We start from the raw sequence: 18,525 nt of genomic DNA on the forward strand, positions 1-18,525 counted from the left end.
TAGTACGCGTCGTACTCAATTTAAATGGGAAGATTTATTATTCTACATCCTGCAGGGCGTCGTAGCCTTCTTCGCCTGTACGGACTTTGATGACATTCTCCACGTCGTAAACGAAGATTTTGCCGTCACCGATGTGACCGGTGTAAAGCGCTTTCTTCGCCGTTTCGATGACCGTGCGGACAGGAACCTTAGAGATGACGACCTCCACCTGTACCTTAGGCAGCAGGTTTGCTTCTACGAGCGTGCCGCGGTAGTATTCCGGCTTGCCCTTCTGAATGCCGCAGCCGAGTACGTTCGTCACCGTCATACCGGTAATACCGACGCTCATCAGTGCGTTCTTCAAGGTATCGAAAGCTGCCTGCTTGCACACAATCTCGACCTTCGTCATCTTCATGCCGGTGCTTTCCGCTTTTTCGGTCTTCACGGGGGCGTGATGCACAACGACCGGCACTGCTTCGTCTACCGCAGCTGGGCCGAACGGGGCAGGGGCAACGCTGAGGTCTGCGCTTTCGAGCGAGGTGTTGATGGCCGGAACGAAGTCTGCATACGCATTTGCAAGGCCATGCTCGGGCAGGTCAAGGCCCATAATCTCTTCTTCTCTCGTCACACGCAGGCCGACCGTCGCGCGGATGAGCAGGAACACAATGGTAATCGTCACGGCTGTCCAAGCGCAGACCGTAAGCACACCAAGCAATTGTTTTGCAAGCAGTGCAATGCCGCCGCCGTAGAACAGGCCGGTGAAGCTATCGTTGCCGGGGGCTGTGGTCGTTGCAAAAAGACCGACTGCAATGGTGCCCCAAATGCCGTTGCAGAAGTGGACGGCAACCGCGCCGACCGGGTCATCGACATGGAGCTTATAGTCGAGCAGCCAAACGCCGAACGGGCAAAGGAGACCGGCCACAATGCCGATGAATGTCGCGCCGAGGCAGTCTGTTACATCACAGCCGGCGGTGATGGCGACCAGACCGGCGAGAGAAGCGTTGAGACACATGGAAACATCCGGCTTGCCGTACTTTACCCATGTGAAAATCATGCAGGTGACGGTCGCTATGGCAGGTGAGACGGTGGTGGTGAGGAAGATGGAGCCGAGCTGCTCAACGCTTGTTGCCGCAGCACCGTTGAAGCCGTACCAGCCGAACCAAAGAATGAACACGCCAAGGCAGCCGAGCGGAATGTTGTGGCCCGGGAAAGCATTGACCTTTACGATCTTGCCGCTTGCATCCTTTTCGAACTTGCCGATGCGCGGGCCGAGCAGCTTTGCGCCGATGAGCGCGGAAAGACCGCCTACCATGTGGATGGCGCAGGAGCCTGCAAAATCATGGAAGCCGAGCTGCGAAAGCCAGCCACCGCCCCAGATCCAGTGTGCTTCGATGGGGTATACCAAAGCGGAGATAACACCGGAGTAAATGCAGTAGGAAAGGAACTTTGTGCGTTCTGCCATTGCGCCGGAAACGATGGTCGCGGTCGTGGCGCAGAACACAAGGTTGAATACGAAATTCGACCAGTCAAAGTTTGCGTAGTTTGTGAAAATATCAAAGCCCGGCTTACCGATGAAGCCCAGTAAGTCTTCGCCCAGCAAAAAGCTGAAGCCGATGAGAATGAATACGCCGGTGCCGATGCAGAAGTCCATCAGGTTCTTCATCAGAATGTTGCCGGCATTTTTTGCACGGGTGAAACCCGTTTCTACCATGGCGAAGCCGGCCTGCATCCAGAAGACCAGCGCTGCGCCCATCAAAAACCAGACGCTGAAGATTTCGCTTGTCATATGTTCGTCCTCCTATGTGTTGTTTGAAAATAGAAAAGGGTGTGCACGTTTGGTTCCTGAAACGGAACCCCGTGCACACCCTTGTGCCTATATTGAATTTTTCATTCCTTATCCGTTTGAAACGGTATGTTCAAAGCCCTTTATACTCTGAACATCAGATCGCCGTAGCTCGGGTACGGCCAATAATCGGAAGAAACCAGCGTTTCCATCTCGTCCACAACGGCTCTCAGCTCGGTCATGGCGGTGATGACGGAATCCTTATAATAGGTCGCAACCTCAATCGGATCTTCGCCGACTTCCTTCACGCCGATGATGGCGTTATCGAGCGCAGCGAGCTTCTTATATGCGCAGTCCTGCAGGCCGGAAAGACGCTTGATGATATCAAGCTCCGCTTCGCACGGAATGTCATCGCTGATGGCTTTCTTCGTGGCAACGCCGCTTGCAAGCTCCGCAACGTAAGAGGAAACAGCGGGGAGAATGTCGCGCTTGACCATATCGCTTGCGGTGAGCGCTTCGATGTTGATGGTCTTCGCGTACGTCTCGAGGATGATGTCCTGTCTGGACTGCATCTCGACCTCGGTGTAGATCTTATGCTTTGTAAAGAGCTTCACGTTCTTTTCGTCGGTGTAGTGCGGCAGTGCGTCTACCGTGGTCGGCAGGTTCGTCAGGCCGCGCTTTGCAGCTTCCGCCTTCCATGCGTCCGCATAGCCGTCGCCGTTGAAGATGATGCGCTTGTGCTCTTTGATCACGCGCTTGATGAGTGCGTTGAGTGCGCCGTTAAAATCTTCCTTGCCCTCAAGCTCGTCTGCAAACTGCTCGAGCTCATCGGCGATGATCGTGTTCAACATGATGTTCGGGCAGGCGATGTTGAGCTGCGAGCCGAGGCTTCTGAACTCGAACTTGTTGCCGGTGAAAGCGAACGGGGAGGTTCTGTTTCTGTCCGTTGTATCCTTTGTGAAGGACGGCAGAACGTTTACGCCAATTTCCATGTTGACGCGGAGCGTGCCGCCGTAGACCGTGCCGGTCTCAATGGCGTGCAGAATAGCCGTAAGTTCGTCGCCGAGGAAGATGGAGATGATGGCCGGAGGCGCTTCGTTTGCGCCGAGACGATGGTCGTTGCCTGCGGAAGCGACGGAGATACGGAGCAGATCCTGATACTCGTCAACACCCTTGATGACAGCGGCGAGGAAGAGGAGGAACTGTGCGTTTTCCTGCGGCAGCTTGCCCGGCTCCAACAGGTTCTTTCCGGTATCGGTGGAAATAGACCAGTTGTTGTGCTTGCCGGAGCCGTTCACGCCTGCAAACGGCTTTTCATGCAGCAGGCAGACAAGGCCGTGGCGGAGCGCAACGTTCTTCATTGTCTCCATGGTCAGCTGGTTGTGGTCGGTCGCAACGTTCGTGGTGGAGAAGATCGGCGCCAACTCGTGCTGTGCCGGGGCGACCTCGTTGTGCTTTGTCTTAGCAAGTACGCCGAGCTTCCACAGCTCTTCGTCGAGCTCCTGCATGAACGCGGCAATTCTCGGCTTGATTGCGCCGAAGTAATGATCTTCAAGCTCCTGGCCCTTCGGCGCGCGTGCACCGAACAGCGTGCGGCCCGTGTAAATGAGGTCCGGGCGCTCATCGTAGAGCTTTTTATCGACAAGGAAATATTCCTGCTCCGGGCCGACGGTCGTGATGACACGCTTTGTTGTGGAGTCGCCGAAAAGGCGGAGAATACGAACGGCCTGTGCGCTCAACGCTTCCATGGAGCGCAGCAGCGGGGTTTTCTTATCCAGCACCTCGCCGCCGTAGGAACAGAACGCCGTAGGAATGTACAGGGAGTGATCTTTAATGAATGCGTAGGAGGTCGGGTCCCATGCGGTGTAGCCGCGGGCTTCAAACGTTGCGCGCAGACCGCCGGAAGGGAAGGAGGAAGCATCCGGCTCGCCCTTGATGAGCTCTTTGCCGGAGAATTCCATGATGATGCGGCCGTCTGCCGTCGGAGAAATGAAGCTGTCGTGCTTCTCGGCGGTGATGCCGGTCATCGGCTGGAACCAGTGCGTGTAGTGCGTTGCACCTTTTTCAATCGCCCAGTCCTTCATGGCATTTGCCACAGCATTGGCAACCGTGATGTCGAGGTCCTTGCCGTTGTCGATGGTCTTTCTCAAAGACTTGTAAACGTCCTTCGGCAGTCTCTCACGCATGACGTCGTCGTTAAACACCATGCTGGCGAAAATGTCCGGCACATTGATCTTTGTCGTGCTGCTCATGTAAACCACTCTTTCCTTCAATAAGATTCGCATAATAGGAGGGGCGAACGCTGCGATATAATTTGTATATCTTCCCGTGCGTTTCGTCCTGCGGCTTCGCTTTACGAAACCGTCTGCACAGCTGTTCGTAATTCATTCAAACAAAAAAGCGCTGGGGATGGCAATAAACCAACCACAGCGCCTTTGCTATGCTATGTGATGAATTTTACAACGTCTCGGGCCATTTGTCAACACCTTTTTTGAGGAAATTTGAAGATTTGCAGGATGTACAATTTAAACCTGCGTTTATAAATTCGTTTTATGAAGTTTTTAAAGTCAAGCGAACATAAAATGAAATTGCTACAACTCGAAAATTCAAAAACCGCAAAATTTTTCTTGACATATAAGATGGGCCGCTATATAATGGTAGGCAGACAATGGAGTCTGATCATACATGTTGCTTTTTAAAAGCTGCCGAATGTGGGGCTTTTAGATTGCGCCGGGGGGAACGGCGCGCGTGCATTGCACGCAGCATGTATGGTCAGACTTTCTCTTTTTTTCGGAAAAGCCGGGAAAAAGACGTATATCTTATTTGTTTTCAGAAGGGAGCAGTCTTCATGCTTAGAGAAGGCAAAAGCACAGCGGGCGATTTCCGAATTCCTTCGGGGTGCGCCGTATCCTCCGTTTTTTCCCGCAGCGGAAAGCGGCTGGACGGCTCCGATATCATCCGCTCCATTGAGATCATGCACGACCGTTCAAACGGCCTTGGCGGCGGCTTCGCCGGCTACGGTATTTACCCGGAATATGCGGAACAGTATGCGTTCCACGTTTTCTATAATAATGTAAAAGCAAAAGAGGAATGTGAGAAGTTCATCAACGAGCATTTCGACGTCGTGAACCTTTCCAAAATTCCGATCCGCAAGATTCCGCAGATCACGGACGAGCCGCTTATCTGGCGGTACTTCGTCACACCGCTGCACACAAAGCTTGCGGAAAGCCAGCTCGATGAAGACGAGTTCACCGCCCGCTGCGTCAACCGCGTCAATACCTTTATCGATGGCGCGTATATTTTCTCCAGCGGCAAAAACATGGGTGTGTTTAAGGCCGTCGGCTACCCGGAGGATGTCGGTCGGTTCTATCGTCTCGATGAATACGCCGGCTACTGTTGGACGGCGCACGGCCGCTACCCGACGAATACCCCCGGCTGGTGGGGCGGTGCGCACCCGTTTGCGCTGCTCGACCTTTCCGTTGTCCATAACGGCGAAATCTCGTCCTACGATGCGAACCGCCGCTGCATTGAGATGTACGGCTACAACTGCAACCTTTTGACCGATACCGAGGTCATCACCTATATTTTCGATTATCTTGTACGCCGTCAGGGCCTCACCCTGCAGGAGGTCGCAAACGTCATCGCGGCACCGTTCTGGACGACCATTCAGAACAAAGGCCCGGAGGAGCGCGCGCGTCTGACGTATTTGCGCAATGTGTATTCCGGCCTGCTCGTCACCGGTCCGTTCTCCATTCTGGTCGGCTTTACGGGTGGCCTTATGGCACTCAACGACCGCTTAAAGCTGCGTTCTATGGTCGTCGGCGAAAAGGGCGATATGGTCTACATCGCCAGTGAAGAATCCGCCATCCGCGTCATTCAGCCCACGCTCGATAAGGTCTGGGCGCCCGCAGGCGGCGAGCCTGTCATCTTCACGCTGGACAAAAAGTAAGAGTTTGTGTTCTCTGAGAAATGAGGTTACTATAAATGGCTATCGATTTTTTATATCCGCAGTACGAGGTCGTCCGCAACCCCGCGCGCTGCATTGCCTGCCGTGCCTGTGAACGACAGTGCTCCAACGAAGTACATGCTTACGACGATGAGCTGAAAATGATGATCTCCGACGAAAGCCGCTGTGTGAACTGCCACCGCTGCGTTTCCATCTGTCCCACGCGCGCTTTGAAGATCGTCAAGACCGACCACATCTTTAAAGAAAATGCCAACTGGTCCGGCGAGACCATCATGGAGGTCTACCGTCAGGCGAGCAGCGGCGGCGTGCTGCTGTCTTCCATGGGCAACCCGAAGCCCCTGCCGGTCTACTGGGATAAAATCCTCATCAACGCGTCGCAGGTCACGAACCCGTCCATCGACCCGCTCCGTGAGCCGATGGAAACGAAGACGTTTTTAGGTCAGAAGCCGTCTAAAATCGAGCGCGACGAGAACGGTAAGATTAAGACGAATATCACCCCGCAGCTTGAGCTTTCCGTGCCGATCATGTTTTCTGCCATGTCCTACGGCTCCATCAGCTACAATGCGCACGAAAGCCTTGCCCGCGCCGCAGAAGCGCTCGGCATCTACTACAACACCGGCGAGGGCGGTCTGCATCAGGATTTCTACAAGTACGGCGCAAATACCATCGTGCAGGTCGCGTCCGGCCGCTTCGGCGTGCATAAGGATTACCTCAGCGCCGGCGCCGCCATCGAGATCAAAATGGGGCAGGGCGCAAAGCCGGGCATCGGCGGCCATCTGCCGGGTGCAAAAATTGTCGGCGACGTTTCCCGCACGCGTATGATCCCGGAGGGCTCGGACGCTATTTCGCCCGCACCGCACCACGATATTTACTCCATTGAAGACCTGCGTCAGCTTGTTTTCTCCTTAAAAGAAGCCTCAAACTACAAAAAGCCCGTCATCGTCAAGATTGCGGCGGTGCACAACATTGCAGCCATTGCGTCCGGCATTGCACGCAGCGGCGCGGACATCATCGCCATCGACGGTTTCCGCGGCGGCACGGGCGCGGCGCCTACGCGCATCCGCGATAACGTCGGCATCCCGATTGAGCTTGCTCTGGCGGCGGTCGATCAGCGCCTGCGCGATGAGGGCATCCGCAACAAGGTTTCGCTCGTCGTCGGCGGCTCCATTCGCTCCAGCGCCGATGTTGTCAAGGCCATCGCGCTCGGTGCAGATGCGTGCTACATCGGCACGGCGGCACTTTTGGCGCTCGGCTGCCATCTGTGCAGAAGCTGCCAGACCGGCAAGTGCAACTGGGGCATCGCAACCCAGCGCCCCGACCTTGTGAAGCGCCTCAACCCGGACATCGGCTATAAGCGCCTTGTGAACCTTGTCACCGCGTGGGAGCACGAGATTAAGGAAATGATGGGCGGCATGGGCATCAATTCCATCGAGGCGCTGCGCGGCAACCGCCTTATGCTGCGCGGCGTGGGTCTGAACGAAAAAGAGCTTCAGATTCTCGGCATCAAGCACGCGGGCGAATAAGCAGAAAAGGGAGCGTAACCATGAAAAGAGTATATGTTGATGAAAAATGGTGCCTCGGCTGCCATCTTTGCGAATATTACTGCGCCTTTGCAAACTCCGGAAAATCCAGCATGATCAAGGCGCTGAAGGACAGAACCATTCACCCCCGCATCCGCATTGAGGGGGACAATCAGGTCAGCTTTGCGGTTTCCTGCCGCCACTGCACAGACCCGCTGTGCGTGAAAAGCTGCATTGCGGGCGCACTTTCCAAAAAGGACGGCGTGGTCTGTATCGACCAGAATAAGTGCGTCGGCTGCCACACCTGCGTGCTGGTATGTCCCTACGGCGCGCTGATGCCCTCGGAATCCGGCGTCATGCAGAAGTGCGAGCTGTGCATCGAAAACGCCGGCGGCAAGCCCGCCTGTGTGCAGGGCTGTCCGAACAAAGCCATCATCTTTGAGGAAAGGGACTGAGCACCATGGCAAAATATGTAATCATCGGCAACTCCACTGCGGCCATCGGCTGCGTGGAAGGCATCCGCAGTAAAGATAAAGACGGAGAGATCGTGCTGATTGCTTCCGAAAACCACCACACCTACGCGCGCCCGCTCATTTCCTATTTATTGCAGGGCAAAACGGATGAGGAGCGCATGAAATACCGCCCGAACAGCTTTTACGAAGAAAATCACGTTACCGCAAAGCTCGGTGAGACCGTCACAAAGCTCGACCCGGAAAAGAAAACCGTGACCTTAAAAAGCGGGGAAGAGATACCCTATGAAAAGCTCCTTGTCGCAACAGGCTCCACGCCGTTCGTACCGCCCATGGAGGGGCTTGATACCGTTCCCGAAAAGTTCACGTTCATGTCGCTCGATGACGCACACGCACTGGAGAGCGTCCTTACAAAAGACAGCCGTGTTTTGATTATCGGCGCGGGCCTCATCGGTTTAAAGTGCGCAGAGGGCATCAAGGAGCGAGTGAAATCCATCACGGTCGTCGACCTTGCCGACCGCGTGCTGCCGAGCATCCTCGATGAGACCGGCTCCGCTATCGTCAAGGATTTTCTTGAAAAGCAGGGCATCGAGTTCCACCTCGGCGATACCGCCACAAAGTTTGCGGGCACGACCGCCACACTCAAAAGCGGTCTTACGGTCGATTTTGACGTGCTCGTCATTGCGGTCGGCGTGCGCCCGAATACTTCGCTCGTCAAAGATGCAGGCGGCGAGGTGCGCCGCGGCATTGCGGCGGATGATACCGGCAAAACGACACTGCCCGATGTCTACGCCGCAGGCGACTGCGCGGAGAGCTTCGATATTTCCGCCGGCGTCAACCGCGTACTGGCGCTGTTGCCGAACGCCTATATGCAGGGCAATACCGCCGGCATCAATATGGCGGGCGGCAAAGCGAGCTTTGACCGGGCGATCCCGATGAATGCCATCGGCTTCATGGGGCTGCACATCATCACTGCAGGCACGTATGACGGCGAGACCTACGTCCACCGTGACGGCGAAAACTACAAGATTCTTTTCTATAAAGATGATGTTTTAAAGGGCTATATCCTGATTGGCGACGTGGCGCGTGCCGGTATCTACACGGCGCTTATCCGTAATCGCACGCCGTTAAGCTCAATCGATTTTAAGCTGATCTGCGAAAAGCCGCAGCTCATGGCATTCACGGCCCGTACGCGCCGCGACCTGCTCTCAAAGCAGCAGTAAGGGGGAGAAACATGGAACAGAAAACATATGCACTCGGCCAGCGCTATATCGGCGCAGGGCAAAGTGAGGGTACGATTATCTTGAACGAAGTGCCGGGCAACGCGCTCGGCGCGTATCTGGACGGCGCAAATATTATTGTAAATTGCAGCGCACAGGACGCGACCGGCGACACGATGAACGCGGGCGAGATCACCATTCACGGCAGCACGGGCGACGCGGCAGGTTACGCCATGCGCGGCGGTGCCATCTACGTGCAGGGCGATGCCGGTTACCGCGCAGGTATCCACATGAAGGAGTATAAAGAGAAAGTACCCGTGCTCGTCATCGGCGGCAGAACAGGCAGCTTCCTCGGCGAGTATCAGGCGGGTGGCATCATCATCGTACTCGGCATCGGCAGTGAAGATCGCCAGCCGGTCGGCAATTTCTGCGGCACGGGCATGCACGGCGGACGCATTTATCTGCGCACCGCGCACCTGCCGAAGGATCTGCCGGAGCAGGTCGTGGCGCATAAGGCGACCGAAGAAGACATGCAGATTGCGGCGCCGCTCGTTCAAAACTACGCGGAAAAGTTCGGTGCAGATGCCGAAAGTCTTCTGCGCGACGAATACTACGTGCTGCGCCCGAACACGCAGAATCCGTATAAGCAGCTCTATGTGACGAACTGATTTTGTCCCTGTAATTCTCTGCAAATTAAGGTTTCTTTTCTTGCATAAATCGACGGTGTATTTTGGCGATAAACATTGTGCGTTCTGTCTTATTGCAAAATACACCGATCTTGTGTTATAATATTCAAAAGCGGTCAGCATACGCTGTATTTTGGCAGAATATCTCAAAATGCGGCAGAAAAGAAGAACAGGTACAGCGTGAAAGACGGCAACACCGGATTTCACGCGTATTTGTATGTTTGAAACGCGCTTTAAAAAAAGAAAGGAAGGGTTCGGCATGCAGTATACGGAGTCCGAGGTCACAGAGTTTATCACAGATAACGACGTTAAGTTCATCAAAATGGCGTTCTGCGATATTTTCGGCAGACAGAAGATCATTGCCATTCAGCCGAGCCTTTTGGCTTCTGCGTTCGAGGGCGGCATTCCCATTGATGCTTCGCGCATCATGGGCTTTGAAAAAGAGGCGGACAGCGAGCTCTTTTTGGTGCCGGATGCCTCCACCATGTCGCTTCTGCCGTGGCGGCCCGCACACGGGCGCGTCGTGCGCTTTTTCTGCGACATTCGCCGTTCGGACGGCACCGGCTTCGACATCGACTGCCGCGGCATCCTGAAAAAAGCGGTTGACATTGCAAAACTTCATGGTATAATATTTGAATTTGGGGCAAGAAACGAATTCTACCTTTTCAAGAACGATGAAAACGGCAATGCAACGGCTATTCCCTTTGACAACGCGGGCTTTATGGATGCCGCGCCGGAGGATAAGGGTGAGGATGTGCGCCGCGAGATCTGCCTGACGCTTGAGGATATGGGCGTCACGCCGGAAAGCTCGCACCACAGCGGCGGTCCGGGGCAGAACATCATCGATTTTCAGCACAGCTCTGCCATTCAGTCCGCAGACGATGTTATTACGTATAAGTCTGTTGTGAAGACCATGGCGGCGAGAAACGGCCTTACGGCGTCGTTTGCGCCGAACCCCATTCCGGGTAAGGACGGCAACGGCTTCCACATCACGCTAACGCCGCGCATGCAGATGGGCGACTGTTCCGAGTATTTCCTTGCGGGTATTCTGGAGCACGCCGCAGAGATTACCGCCATTTTGAACCCCACGGCGGATTCTTATAAACGCCTCGGTGCGTTTGGTGCGCCGGAGTTCATCTCTTGGTCAGAGAAGAGCCGCTGGTGCTTTGCGTATAAAAAGGAAGGCAGCAGCACGATCGAAGTGCGCTCACCCGACTCCACTGCGAATCCGTACCTTGCGTACGCCGCGCTCATTTATGCGGGGCTTGACGGCTACCTCAAAAAGACGAAGCTGCCAAAGCCCGACCTTGCGCGTGAGACCTGCGGCAAGCTGCCGAAGTCTGCCGAAGAAGCGCTGCAAATTTTCGCAAAGAGCAGCTTTGTCCGCAACGTGTTCCCGGAGTATTTCGTAAAGACGTATATCCGCACGTTCGGCAACGGGCCCGCAGATGTGTAAAACAAGGGGGCACAGGGCATGAATGCGATCATTCAGCACAGCGTCCTCATCGTGTCCGGCACGCAAAAAGGTGCGGCATATATCACAGAGCTGCTTTCCCCGCGCGAGTTTGCGCCCATGACAACGGCGCTCAGCGGCGGAGACGCCCGGCGGCTGCTTTTGCGGCGCAGCTACGACCTTGTGGTCATCAACACACCGCTCCCGGATGAATTCGGGCACGAGCTGGCAGAGTACATCACAGAAAAATTCGTTTCCGGTGTCATGGTCATTGCAAAAGCGGAGCTTTTCGATCAGGTGAACGACAAAATGGAGCCGTTTGGCATATTGACGGTGCAAAAGCCGCTTTCGCGCCCGCTGTTTTATCAGGCGCTTCATCTGCTCATCGCTACGCAGAACCGCTGGCAGCGCTTTGACCGGGAAAACCAGAAGCTCAGAACCAAAATGGAAGAAGTGCGCATTGTGGCGCGTGCAAAGTGTATCCTTGTGGAATACCTGCGCATGAGCGAGCAGCAGGCGCACCGCTATATTGAAAAACAGGCGATGGATATGCGCACATCGAAAAAGGATGTTGCGGAAAATATCCTGAAAACCTATACGTAAATGAATGCGTACAGGGCTGCACCGCAGCTTTGACATAGATTGCATACAGCAGAAAAGAGTAATTATTTCAGGGAAAGAGGAACGTACGTTATGGGCAACAAAGCATATTTGGTACTCGAAAACGGAAAGGTCTTCTGCGGCGAATCCTTCGGCGCGGCGGGCGAAGTAACGGCTGAGGTCGTTTTCACGACCGGCATGACAGGTTATCTCGAAACGCTCACCGATAAGAGCTATTTCGGGCAGATTGTCGTCCAGACATTTCCGCTCATCGGCAATTACGGCGTGATCCCCTCCGATTTTGAGGGAAAGATCATCGGTCCCTGTGGTTATATCGTAAAAGAATGGTGTCAGTCGCCCTCCAATTTCCGCTCGGAGGGTGATCTTGACACCTTTTTTAAAGAAAGAGGCGTCATCGGCCTGTGCGGCATCGATACACGTGCCCTCACAAAGGTCATCCGCGAAAGCGGCGTCATGAACGGTATGATCACAACAGACCTCACGCATGTCGATATGGATAAGATTCACAGATACCGCGTGACAAATGCGGTGGAAAGCACCTCCGTCACCGAGATGACGCGCCGTGAGAACCCGGAGAAAAAATGCACCGTGGCGCTCATGGATTACGGCTACAAGGAGAACATCCGCCGCGAGCTCGAAAAGCGCGGGGCAGAGGTCATTGTATGCCCGTACAACACAACGGCAGACGAGTTAAAGGCTCTCAACATCGACGGCGTGATGCTTTCGAACGGCCCCGGCGACCCGGCGGATAACATCGAGGTCATTGAAAACCTCAAGAAGATTATGAGCATGGGCAAACCGCTCTTCGGCATCTGCCTCGGTCATCAGCTGCTGGCGCTTGCAAACGGCTTTAAGACCGAAAAGCTCAAGTATGGCCACCGCGGCGCAAACCAGCCGGTGCAGAATCTTGAAACCGGCCGCGTCTACATCTCCAGCCAGAACCATGGCTACGCGGTCGTGTCTTCCACAATCGACCCCGAGATCGCCGACGAATATTTCAACAACGTAAACGACAGAACGTGCGAGGGCGTGCACTATAAAAAAATCCCCGCTTTTTCCGTGCAGTTCCACCCGGAAGCCTGCGGCGGCCCGCGCGATACCGCGTTCCTCTTTGATAAATTCTTTGAGATGATGGGAAAATAAACAGTACCCAGAGCAGTATAGAAAGGATTGTTTACAGCTATGCCATTGAATAAAGACATTAAAAAGGTTCTCGTCATCGGCTCCGGCCCGATCGTCATCGGTCAGGCGGCGGAATTTGACTACGCCGGCACCCAGGCGTGCCGCGCCTTGAAAGCGGACGGCATCGAGATCGTGCTCGTCAACTCCAACCCGGCAACCATTATGACGGATAACGCCATGGCAGACCACATTTACATCGAGCCGCTTACGCTGCCCACCATCAAGCGCATCATCGAAAAAGAAAAGCCGGACAGCATCCTCTCCGGCTTCGGCGGCCAGACCGGCCTCACGCTTTCCATGCAGCTTGCAAAGGAAGGCTTTTTGAAAGAACACAATGTGCGCCTGCTCGGCGCTTCCCCGGAGACCATCGATAAGGCGGAAGACCGCCAGATGTTCAAGGATACGATGGAAAGCATCGGTCAGCCGTGCATCCCGTCCAAGGTCGTCACCACGGTAGAGGATGCGCTGGAGTTTGCGGAAGAGATCACGTACCCCGTTATCATCCGCCCGGCGTTCACGCTCGGCGGCACCGGCGGCGGCATCGTCGATAATCGCGAAGAGCTCATGGAGGTCGCGGCAAACGGTCTTGCGCTCTCGCCGATCACCCAGATCCTCGTTGAAAAGAGCATTGCGGGCTGGAAGGAGATCGAGTTCGAGGTTATTCGCGACAGCAAGGGCAACGTCATCACGGTCTGCTCCATGGAAAACTTCGACCCGGTCGGTGTCCACACCGGCGACAGCATCGTCATCGCGCCGGCAGTCACGCTTTCCGATAAAGAATATCAGATGCTCCGCACTGCGGCCATCAACATCATCGACGCGCTCGGCGTAGAGGGCGGCTGCAACTGCCAGTTCGCGCTGCACCCGACGTCCTTTGAGTACGCCGTCATTGAGGTCAACCCGCGTGTGTCCCGTTCCTCCGCACTGGCATCTAAGGCGACCGGCTATCCGATCGCAAAGGTCGCGACGAAGATTGCCATCGGCTACACACTCGATGAGATCGTCAACGCCGTCACCGGCAAGACCTACGCGGCATTTGAGCCCGCGCTCGACTATGTGGCGGTCAAGTTCCCGAAGTGGCCGTTCGATAAATTCGTCTACGCAAAGCGCAACCTCGGCACGCAGATGAAGGCGACCGGCGAGGTCATGTCCATCGCCGATACGTTTGAAATGGCCCTCATGAAGGCTGTGCGCGGTGCAGAAATCTCGCTCGATACGCTCAACATGCCGAAGTTCGCAAACTACGAGGACAGTGCCCTGTGGCAGATTTTAAAAGACGCGACGGACGAGCGCCTGTTCGCCATCTACGAGCTCATGAAGCGCGGCGTCACCACCAAAGAGATCCACGACTTCACGATGATCGACATGTGGTTCCTCGAAAAGCTCAATAACCTGCTCGCGTATGAGCGCGAGATTAAGGATCAGCCGCTCACGCACGCACAGTATACGCGCGGCAAGAAACTCGGCTACACGGACGAAGCCCTCACGCGTATTTGCGGCACAAAGCCGACCTTCCGTCACGAAGCGACCTTCAAAATGGTCGATACCTGCGCAGGCGAGTTCGCTGCGACCACACCGTACTTCTACGGCACCTACGATACGCCGGAGCAGGGCGGTGAAAATGAAGCGATGGAGTTCATCGGCAAAAGCGGCAAAGAGACCGTCATGGTTTTCGGTTCCGGCCCGATCCGTATCGGTCAGGGTATCGAGTTCGACTATGCCAGCGTCCATTGCGTGGAGTCTCTCCAGCGCCTCGGCTATGAAGTCGTCATCGTCAACAACAACCCGGAAACCGTTTCCACAGACTTCGACACTGCAGACCGACTCTACTTTGAGCCGCTGTGCGCCGAAGACGTTATGAATATCATCAACATCGAAAAGCCGAAGGGCGTTGTCGTCGCGTTCGGCGGCCAGACGGCCATCAAGCTTACAAAGACGCTTGCGAAAAACAACGTGCCGATCATCGGCACAAGCGCCGACAGCATCGATGCCGCAGAGGACAGAGAGCGCTTTGAAGAACTGCTCGAACGCTGCAACATCAAGCGCCCGAAGGGTCACACCGTTATGACGACGGAGGAAGCCCTCGCAGCCGCACACGACCTCGGCTATCCGGTGCTCATGCGTCCGTCCTACGTGCTCGGCGGTCAGAACATGATCATTGCATACGGCGATGAAGACATCAACGAATACATGGCGATTATCCTGCGCCAGAAGCAGGATAACCCGGTGCTCATCGATAAGTACCTCAGTGGCACCGAGATTGAAGTCGACGCCATCTGCGACGGCGAGAACATCCTCATCCCGGGCATCATGGAGCACGTAGAGCGCACCGGTATCCACTCCGGCGACAGCATCGCGGTCTACCCGGCAAAGGACATCGACGACGAGCTCAGCGCGAAGATTGTCAAGACGACCGAAATGCTCTGCACGGAGCTCAAGGCCATCGGCCTCATCAACCTGCAGTACATCATCATGAACCGCGAAATCTACGTCATCGAGGTCAACCCGCGTGCATCGAGAACGGTTCCGTACCTCAGCAAGGTCACGGGCGTGCCTATGTGCGACCTCGCTACAAAGGTCAGCCTCGGCATGAAGCTCACCGACCTCGGCTACGGCACGGGCCTCTATCCGACTTCGCCGTATACGGCCGTCAAGGTGCCGGTCTTCTCCTTCGAGAAGCTTACGGATGTCGATACCCAGCTTGGCCCGGAAATGAAATCCACTGGCGAAGTGCTCGGCATCGGCAACAACCTTGAGGAGGCGCTCTATAAGGGCCTCATCGCCTCCGGCAGCAAGATGAACAAAAAGGGCGGCGTGTTCATCACCGTCCGCGACGGCGATAAGAAAGAGATCGGCGAGATCGCGAAGAAATTCGACAAAATGGGCTTCCCGCTTTACGCCACGACGGGCACCGCAAGCGTGCTTGCAAAGCTCGGCCTCACCGTGAAGATTGTCGATAAGATTCACGAAAGCCCGGTCAACACCATTACGCTGCTTGAAAGCGGTAAGCTGGCGTACATCATCTCCACCTCCGCAAAGGGCAGAAACCCCGCACGCGACAGCGTTAAGATCCGCAGAAAAGCGGCGCTGCTCGGCATCCCGTGCCTCACGGCCATCGATACCGCAAACGCCCTCGCGGACAGCCTGATGAGCCGCTACACCCCGTACAACACGGAGATTGTGGACATCAACAACCTCAAAAAAGAAAAGGTCAAGCTGCCGTTCACCAAGATGTCGGCGTGCAGCAACGACTACATTTATATCAACTGCTTCGAAAACGAAGTTTCCTCTCCGGAGTTCCTCTCCATCTACCTGTCCGACCGCCACAACGGCGTCGGCGGCGACGGTGTCATCCTCATCTGCCCGTCCGATGTGGCAGACGCTCAGATGCGTATGTTCAATCGCGACGGCAGCGAGGGTCTCATGTGCGGCAACGGCATCCGCTGCGTCGCAAAGTACCTCTTCGACAACGGCATCGTGAAAAAGCCTGTCATCAATATCGAGACAAAGAGCGGCATCAAGTCTTGCAGCATCATGACGATGAACGGCAAGGCGTACAAGATTACGGTCGATATGGGCGCGGCAGCGCTTCGCCCGGAGCAGGTGCCCGTAAAGCTCGAAGGCGACATGGTCGTCAACAAGCCTGTCATCATCGACGGTCACGAGTATTACATCACCTGCGCATCCATGGGCAACCCGCACTGTGCGGTGTTCGCACCGTCCATCGATAAGCTGGATCTCAATGCCATGGGCCCGAAGTTCGAGTATAACCCGCTCTTCCCGGAGCGCGTCAACGTCGAGTTCATCGAGGTCGTGGACGAGCGCACCCTTAAGGTACGCGTTTGGGAGCGCGGCAGCGGCGAAACGATGGCCTGCGGTACAGGTGCTTGCGCGGCTGTTGTCGCGGCAACGCTCAACGGCAAGTGCGAAAAAGGCGAGGACATCCGCGTCATCTTAAAGGGCGGCGACCTCACCGTGCGCTACACCGATGAGAAAGTGCTCATGACCGGCGGCGCAGAGAAGGTCTTCGACGGTGTCGTAGAAGTCTAATTGATGTTAAATAGTTCGGCGTTCCGCATTTTTGCGGAGCGCCGAAAAACATTTTAAAAATAAAATCAGAAATTTTTTCTAAAAATTTGAAGAAGATAAAAGGTAAAAATTCAAGAGAAAGCGGTGAAATTCCATGAACAAGTACTTGAAAAAAGCGGAAAACGGCTCGGGCATCGACCACTATACGCGCGTGCCGGACACCGGGGCAAAGCAGAAGATCACGTTTACCAAAATGCACGGCTGTGCAAATGATTACGTGTATATTGACTGCTTCCAAAATGATATTCAAAACTACGCCGAGCTCGCAATCTATCTTTCCGACCGCCACACCGGCATCGGCGGCGACGGCGTCATCTACATTTGTCCGTCCGATGTGGCCGACGCGAGAATGCGCATGTATAACCTCGACGGCAGTGAGGGCATGATGTGCGGCAACGGCATCCGCTGCGTTGCAAAGTATGTCTACGACAGCGGCATCGCGAAGAAAGACGTTTTGCATATCGAGACAAAAAGCGGCATCAAAATCTGCCGCGTGCATGTCGAAAACGGCGAAGTTACCACTGTCACGGTCGATATGGGCAAAGCGGAGCTCGTGCCCGCGAAGATTCCGGTCGATTTCCCGGGTGATACTGCCGTCAAAGAGAAGATCACCGTCCTTGACAAAGAATACGAAGTTACCTGCGTTTCCATGGGCAACCCGCACTGCGTCATTTTCGGCAAAGATCCCGATACGATCGACCTCGAGAAGATCGGCCCGCATTTTGAGCACTTTGAGAAGTTCCCGGAGCGCATCAATACGGAGTTCATCGAGGTGCTGGATAACCACACCTTAAAAATGCGCGTGTGGGAGCGCGGCAGCGGCGAAACCATGGCGTGCGGCACCGGCGCGTGTGCGTCTGCCGTTGCGGCGTGTCTCAACGGCTACTGTAAAAAGGGCGAAGATATTACCGTCAAGCTGCGCGGCGGCGACCTTGTCATCCATTATACCGATGACGGCGTGCAGATGACCGGCAGCGCCGACACGGTTTTTACCGGCATCGTAGAAATTTAATTGTAAAAAAGCCGAAAACGGCTTTTAATAAAATGAAATAGGGTATTGGAGAAATATAGGTTTCTCAGTCAAAGAAAAATATAAAAGTTTCACTGTAAAAAAGAAAGGGGTAAGTTCTATGACAAAGTACATTTTCGTAACCGGCGGCGTGGTTTCCGGCCTCGGTAAGGGCATCACGGCGGCATCGCTTGGCCGTCTTTTAAAGGCGAGAGGGTTAAAGGTCGCCGCACAGAAGCTTGACCCGTACATCAACGTTGACCCGGGCACCATGAGCCCGTACCAGCACGGCGAAGTTTACGTGACCGAGGACGGCGCAGAGACCGACCTTGACCTCGGCCACTACGAGCGCTTTATCGACGAAGACCTGAATAAATTCTCCAACCTCACGACCGGCAAGGTCTACTGGAACGTCCTCAACAAGGAACGCCGCGGCGAGTACCTTGGCGAGACCATTCAGGTCATTCCGCACATCACGGACGAGATCAAGAACTTCATTTACAGCGTCGGCCACAAGACGAATGCAGACGTCGTTATCACCGAGAT

Annotated in this window: 12 protein-coding genes and 1 pseudogene; 11 read left to right on the forward strand and 2 right to left on the reverse strand. The window is 55.0% G+C overall.

The window, feature by feature from the left end:
* Window positions 1–37 precede the first annotated feature (37 nt).
* Window positions 38–1,765, reverse strand: a complete 1,728-nt coding sequence (locus ACLTX1_RS07370; RefSeq protein WP_343284249.1) for an ammonium transporter — start codon at window positions 1,763–1,765, stop codon at window positions 38–40.
* 140 nt (window positions 1,766–1,905) lie between these two features.
* A complete protein-coding gene (locus ACLTX1_RS07375; RefSeq protein ID WP_176821265.1) occupies window positions 1,906–4,014 on the reverse strand; it encodes a glutamine synthetase III in 2,109 nt (702 codons plus the stop codon).
* A gap of 596 nt (window positions 4,015–4,610) precedes the next feature.
* Between ACLTX1_RS07375 and ACLTX1_RS07380 the strand changes: the two genes are divergently transcribed.
* The 11 genes and pseudogenes from ACLTX1_RS07380 to ACLTX1_RS07430 form a co-directional block, all read left to right on the forward strand.
* Window positions 4,611–5,711: a hypothetical protein gene (locus tag ACLTX1_RS07380; protein WP_308448175.1), complete on the forward strand. Its 1,101-nt coding sequence runs from the start codon at window positions 4,611–4,613 to the stop codon at window positions 5,709–5,711.
* 35 nt (window positions 5,712–5,746) lie between these two features.
* Entirely contained in the window at window positions 5,747–7,252 is a 1,506-nt protein-coding gene (locus ACLTX1_RS07385) for a glutamate synthase-related protein (RefSeq protein ID WP_308448176.1), read from the forward strand.
* A 20-nt stretch (window positions 7,253–7,272) separates the two neighbouring features.
* Entirely contained in the window at window positions 7,273–7,704 is a 432-nt protein-coding gene (locus tag ACLTX1_RS07390; protein ID WP_176821268.1) for a 4Fe-4S dicluster domain-containing protein, read from the forward strand.
* A gap of 5 nt (window positions 7,705–7,709) precedes the next feature.
* Window positions 7,710–8,942: an NAD(P)/FAD-dependent oxidoreductase gene (locus ACLTX1_RS07395; protein WP_308448177.1), complete on the forward strand. Its 1,233-nt coding sequence runs from the start codon at window positions 7,710–7,712 to the stop codon at window positions 8,940–8,942.
* An 11-nt stretch (window positions 8,943–8,953) separates the two neighbouring features.
* On the forward strand, window positions 8,954–9,607 hold the full coding sequence (locus ACLTX1_RS07400; protein ID WP_308448178.1) for a glutamate synthase: 654 nt from the start codon (window positions 8,954–8,956) through the stop codon (window positions 9,605–9,607).
* A gap of 277 nt (window positions 9,608–9,884) precedes the next feature.
* Window positions 9,885–11,081 (forward strand): glutamine synthetase family protein, encoded by a 1,197-nt coding sequence (locus ACLTX1_RS07405; RefSeq protein ID WP_412330697.1) that lies wholly within the window; start codon window positions 9,885–9,887, stop codon window positions 11,079–11,081.
* Between the two features lie 18 nt (window positions 11,082–11,099).
* Window positions 11,100–11,681, forward strand: a complete 582-nt coding sequence (locus tag ACLTX1_RS07410) for an ANTAR domain-containing protein (protein WP_176821272.1) — start codon at window positions 11,100–11,102, stop codon at window positions 11,679–11,681.
* Window positions 11,682–11,771: 90 nt separating this feature from the next.
* Window positions 11,772–12,842, forward strand: coding sequence for a carbamoyl phosphate synthase small subunit (locus tag ACLTX1_RS07415; RefSeq protein WP_412330698.1), 1,071 nt, complete (start codon window positions 11,772–11,774; stop codon window positions 12,840–12,842).
* 39 nt (window positions 12,843–12,881) lie between these two features.
* The gene (gene carB / locus ACLTX1_RS07420) at window positions 12,882–16,931 is read left to right on the forward strand and encodes a carbamoyl-phosphate synthase large subunit (protein WP_176821274.1); all 4,050 of its coding nucleotides are present in this window, start codon (window positions 12,882–12,884) and stop codon (window positions 16,929–16,931) included.
* 133 nt (window positions 16,932–17,064) lie between these two features.
* The gene (gene dapF / locus ACLTX1_RS07425) at window positions 17,065–17,982 is read left to right on the forward strand and encodes a diaminopimelate epimerase (RefSeq protein WP_308448182.1); all 918 of its coding nucleotides are present in this window, start codon (window positions 17,065–17,067) and stop codon (window positions 17,980–17,982) included.
* 118 nt (window positions 17,983–18,100) lie between these two features.
* Window positions 18,101–18,525, forward strand: a pseudogene (locus ACLTX1_RS07430) (CTP synthase); the annotation flags it as partial.

Origin of the sequence: Hominenteromicrobium sp. (assembly GCF_046974225.1) — a bacterium.
Taxonomy (GTDB): Bacteria; Bacillota; Clostridia; order Oscillospirales; family Acutalibacteraceae; genus Hominenteromicrobium; species Hominenteromicrobium mulieris.

What these genes read in the sequence shown, in the direction of transcription:
- ACLTX1_RS07370 (WP_343284249.1), bottom strand. Translation starts at nt 1,765, where the DNA reads ATGACAAGCGAAATCTTCAGCGTCTGGTTTTTGATGGGCGCAGCGCTG.
- ACLTX1_RS07375 (WP_176821265.1), bottom strand. Translation starts at nt 4,014, where the DNA reads ATGAGCAGCACGACAAAGATCAATGTGCCGGACATTTTCGCCAGCATG.
- ACLTX1_RS07380 (WP_308448175.1), top strand. Translation starts at nt 4,611, where the DNA reads ATGCTTAGAGAAGGCAAAAGCACAGCGGGCGATTTCCGAATTCCTTCG.
- ACLTX1_RS07385 (WP_308448176.1), top strand. Translation starts at nt 5,747, where the DNA reads ATGGCTATCGATTTTTTATATCCGCAGTACGAGGTCGTCCGCAACCCC.
- ACLTX1_RS07390 (WP_176821268.1), top strand. Translation starts at nt 7,273, where the DNA reads ATGAAAAGAGTATATGTTGATGAAAAATGGTGCCTCGGCTGCCATCTT.
- ACLTX1_RS07395 (WP_308448177.1), top strand. Translation starts at nt 7,710, where the DNA reads ATGGCAAAATATGTAATCATCGGCAACTCCACTGCGGCCATCGGCTGC.
- ACLTX1_RS07400 (WP_308448178.1), top strand. Translation starts at nt 8,954, where the DNA reads ATGGAACAGAAAACATATGCACTCGGCCAGCGCTATATCGGCGCAGGG.
- ACLTX1_RS07405 (WP_412330697.1), top strand. Translation starts at nt 9,885, where the DNA reads ATGCAGTATACGGAGTCCGAGGTCACAGAGTTTATCACAGATAACGAC.
- ACLTX1_RS07410 (WP_176821272.1), top strand. Translation starts at nt 11,100, where the DNA reads ATGAATGCGATCATTCAGCACAGCGTCCTCATCGTGTCCGGCACGCAA.
- ACLTX1_RS07415 (WP_412330698.1), top strand. Translation starts at nt 11,772, where the DNA reads ATGGGCAACAAAGCATATTTGGTACTCGAAAACGGAAAGGTCTTCTGC.
- carB (WP_176821274.1), top strand. Translation starts at nt 12,882, where the DNA reads ATGCCATTGAATAAAGACATTAAAAAGGTTCTCGTCATCGGCTCCGGC.
- dapF (WP_308448182.1), top strand. Translation starts at nt 17,065, where the DNA reads ATGAACAAGTACTTGAAAAAAGCGGAAAACGGCTCGGGCATCGACCAC.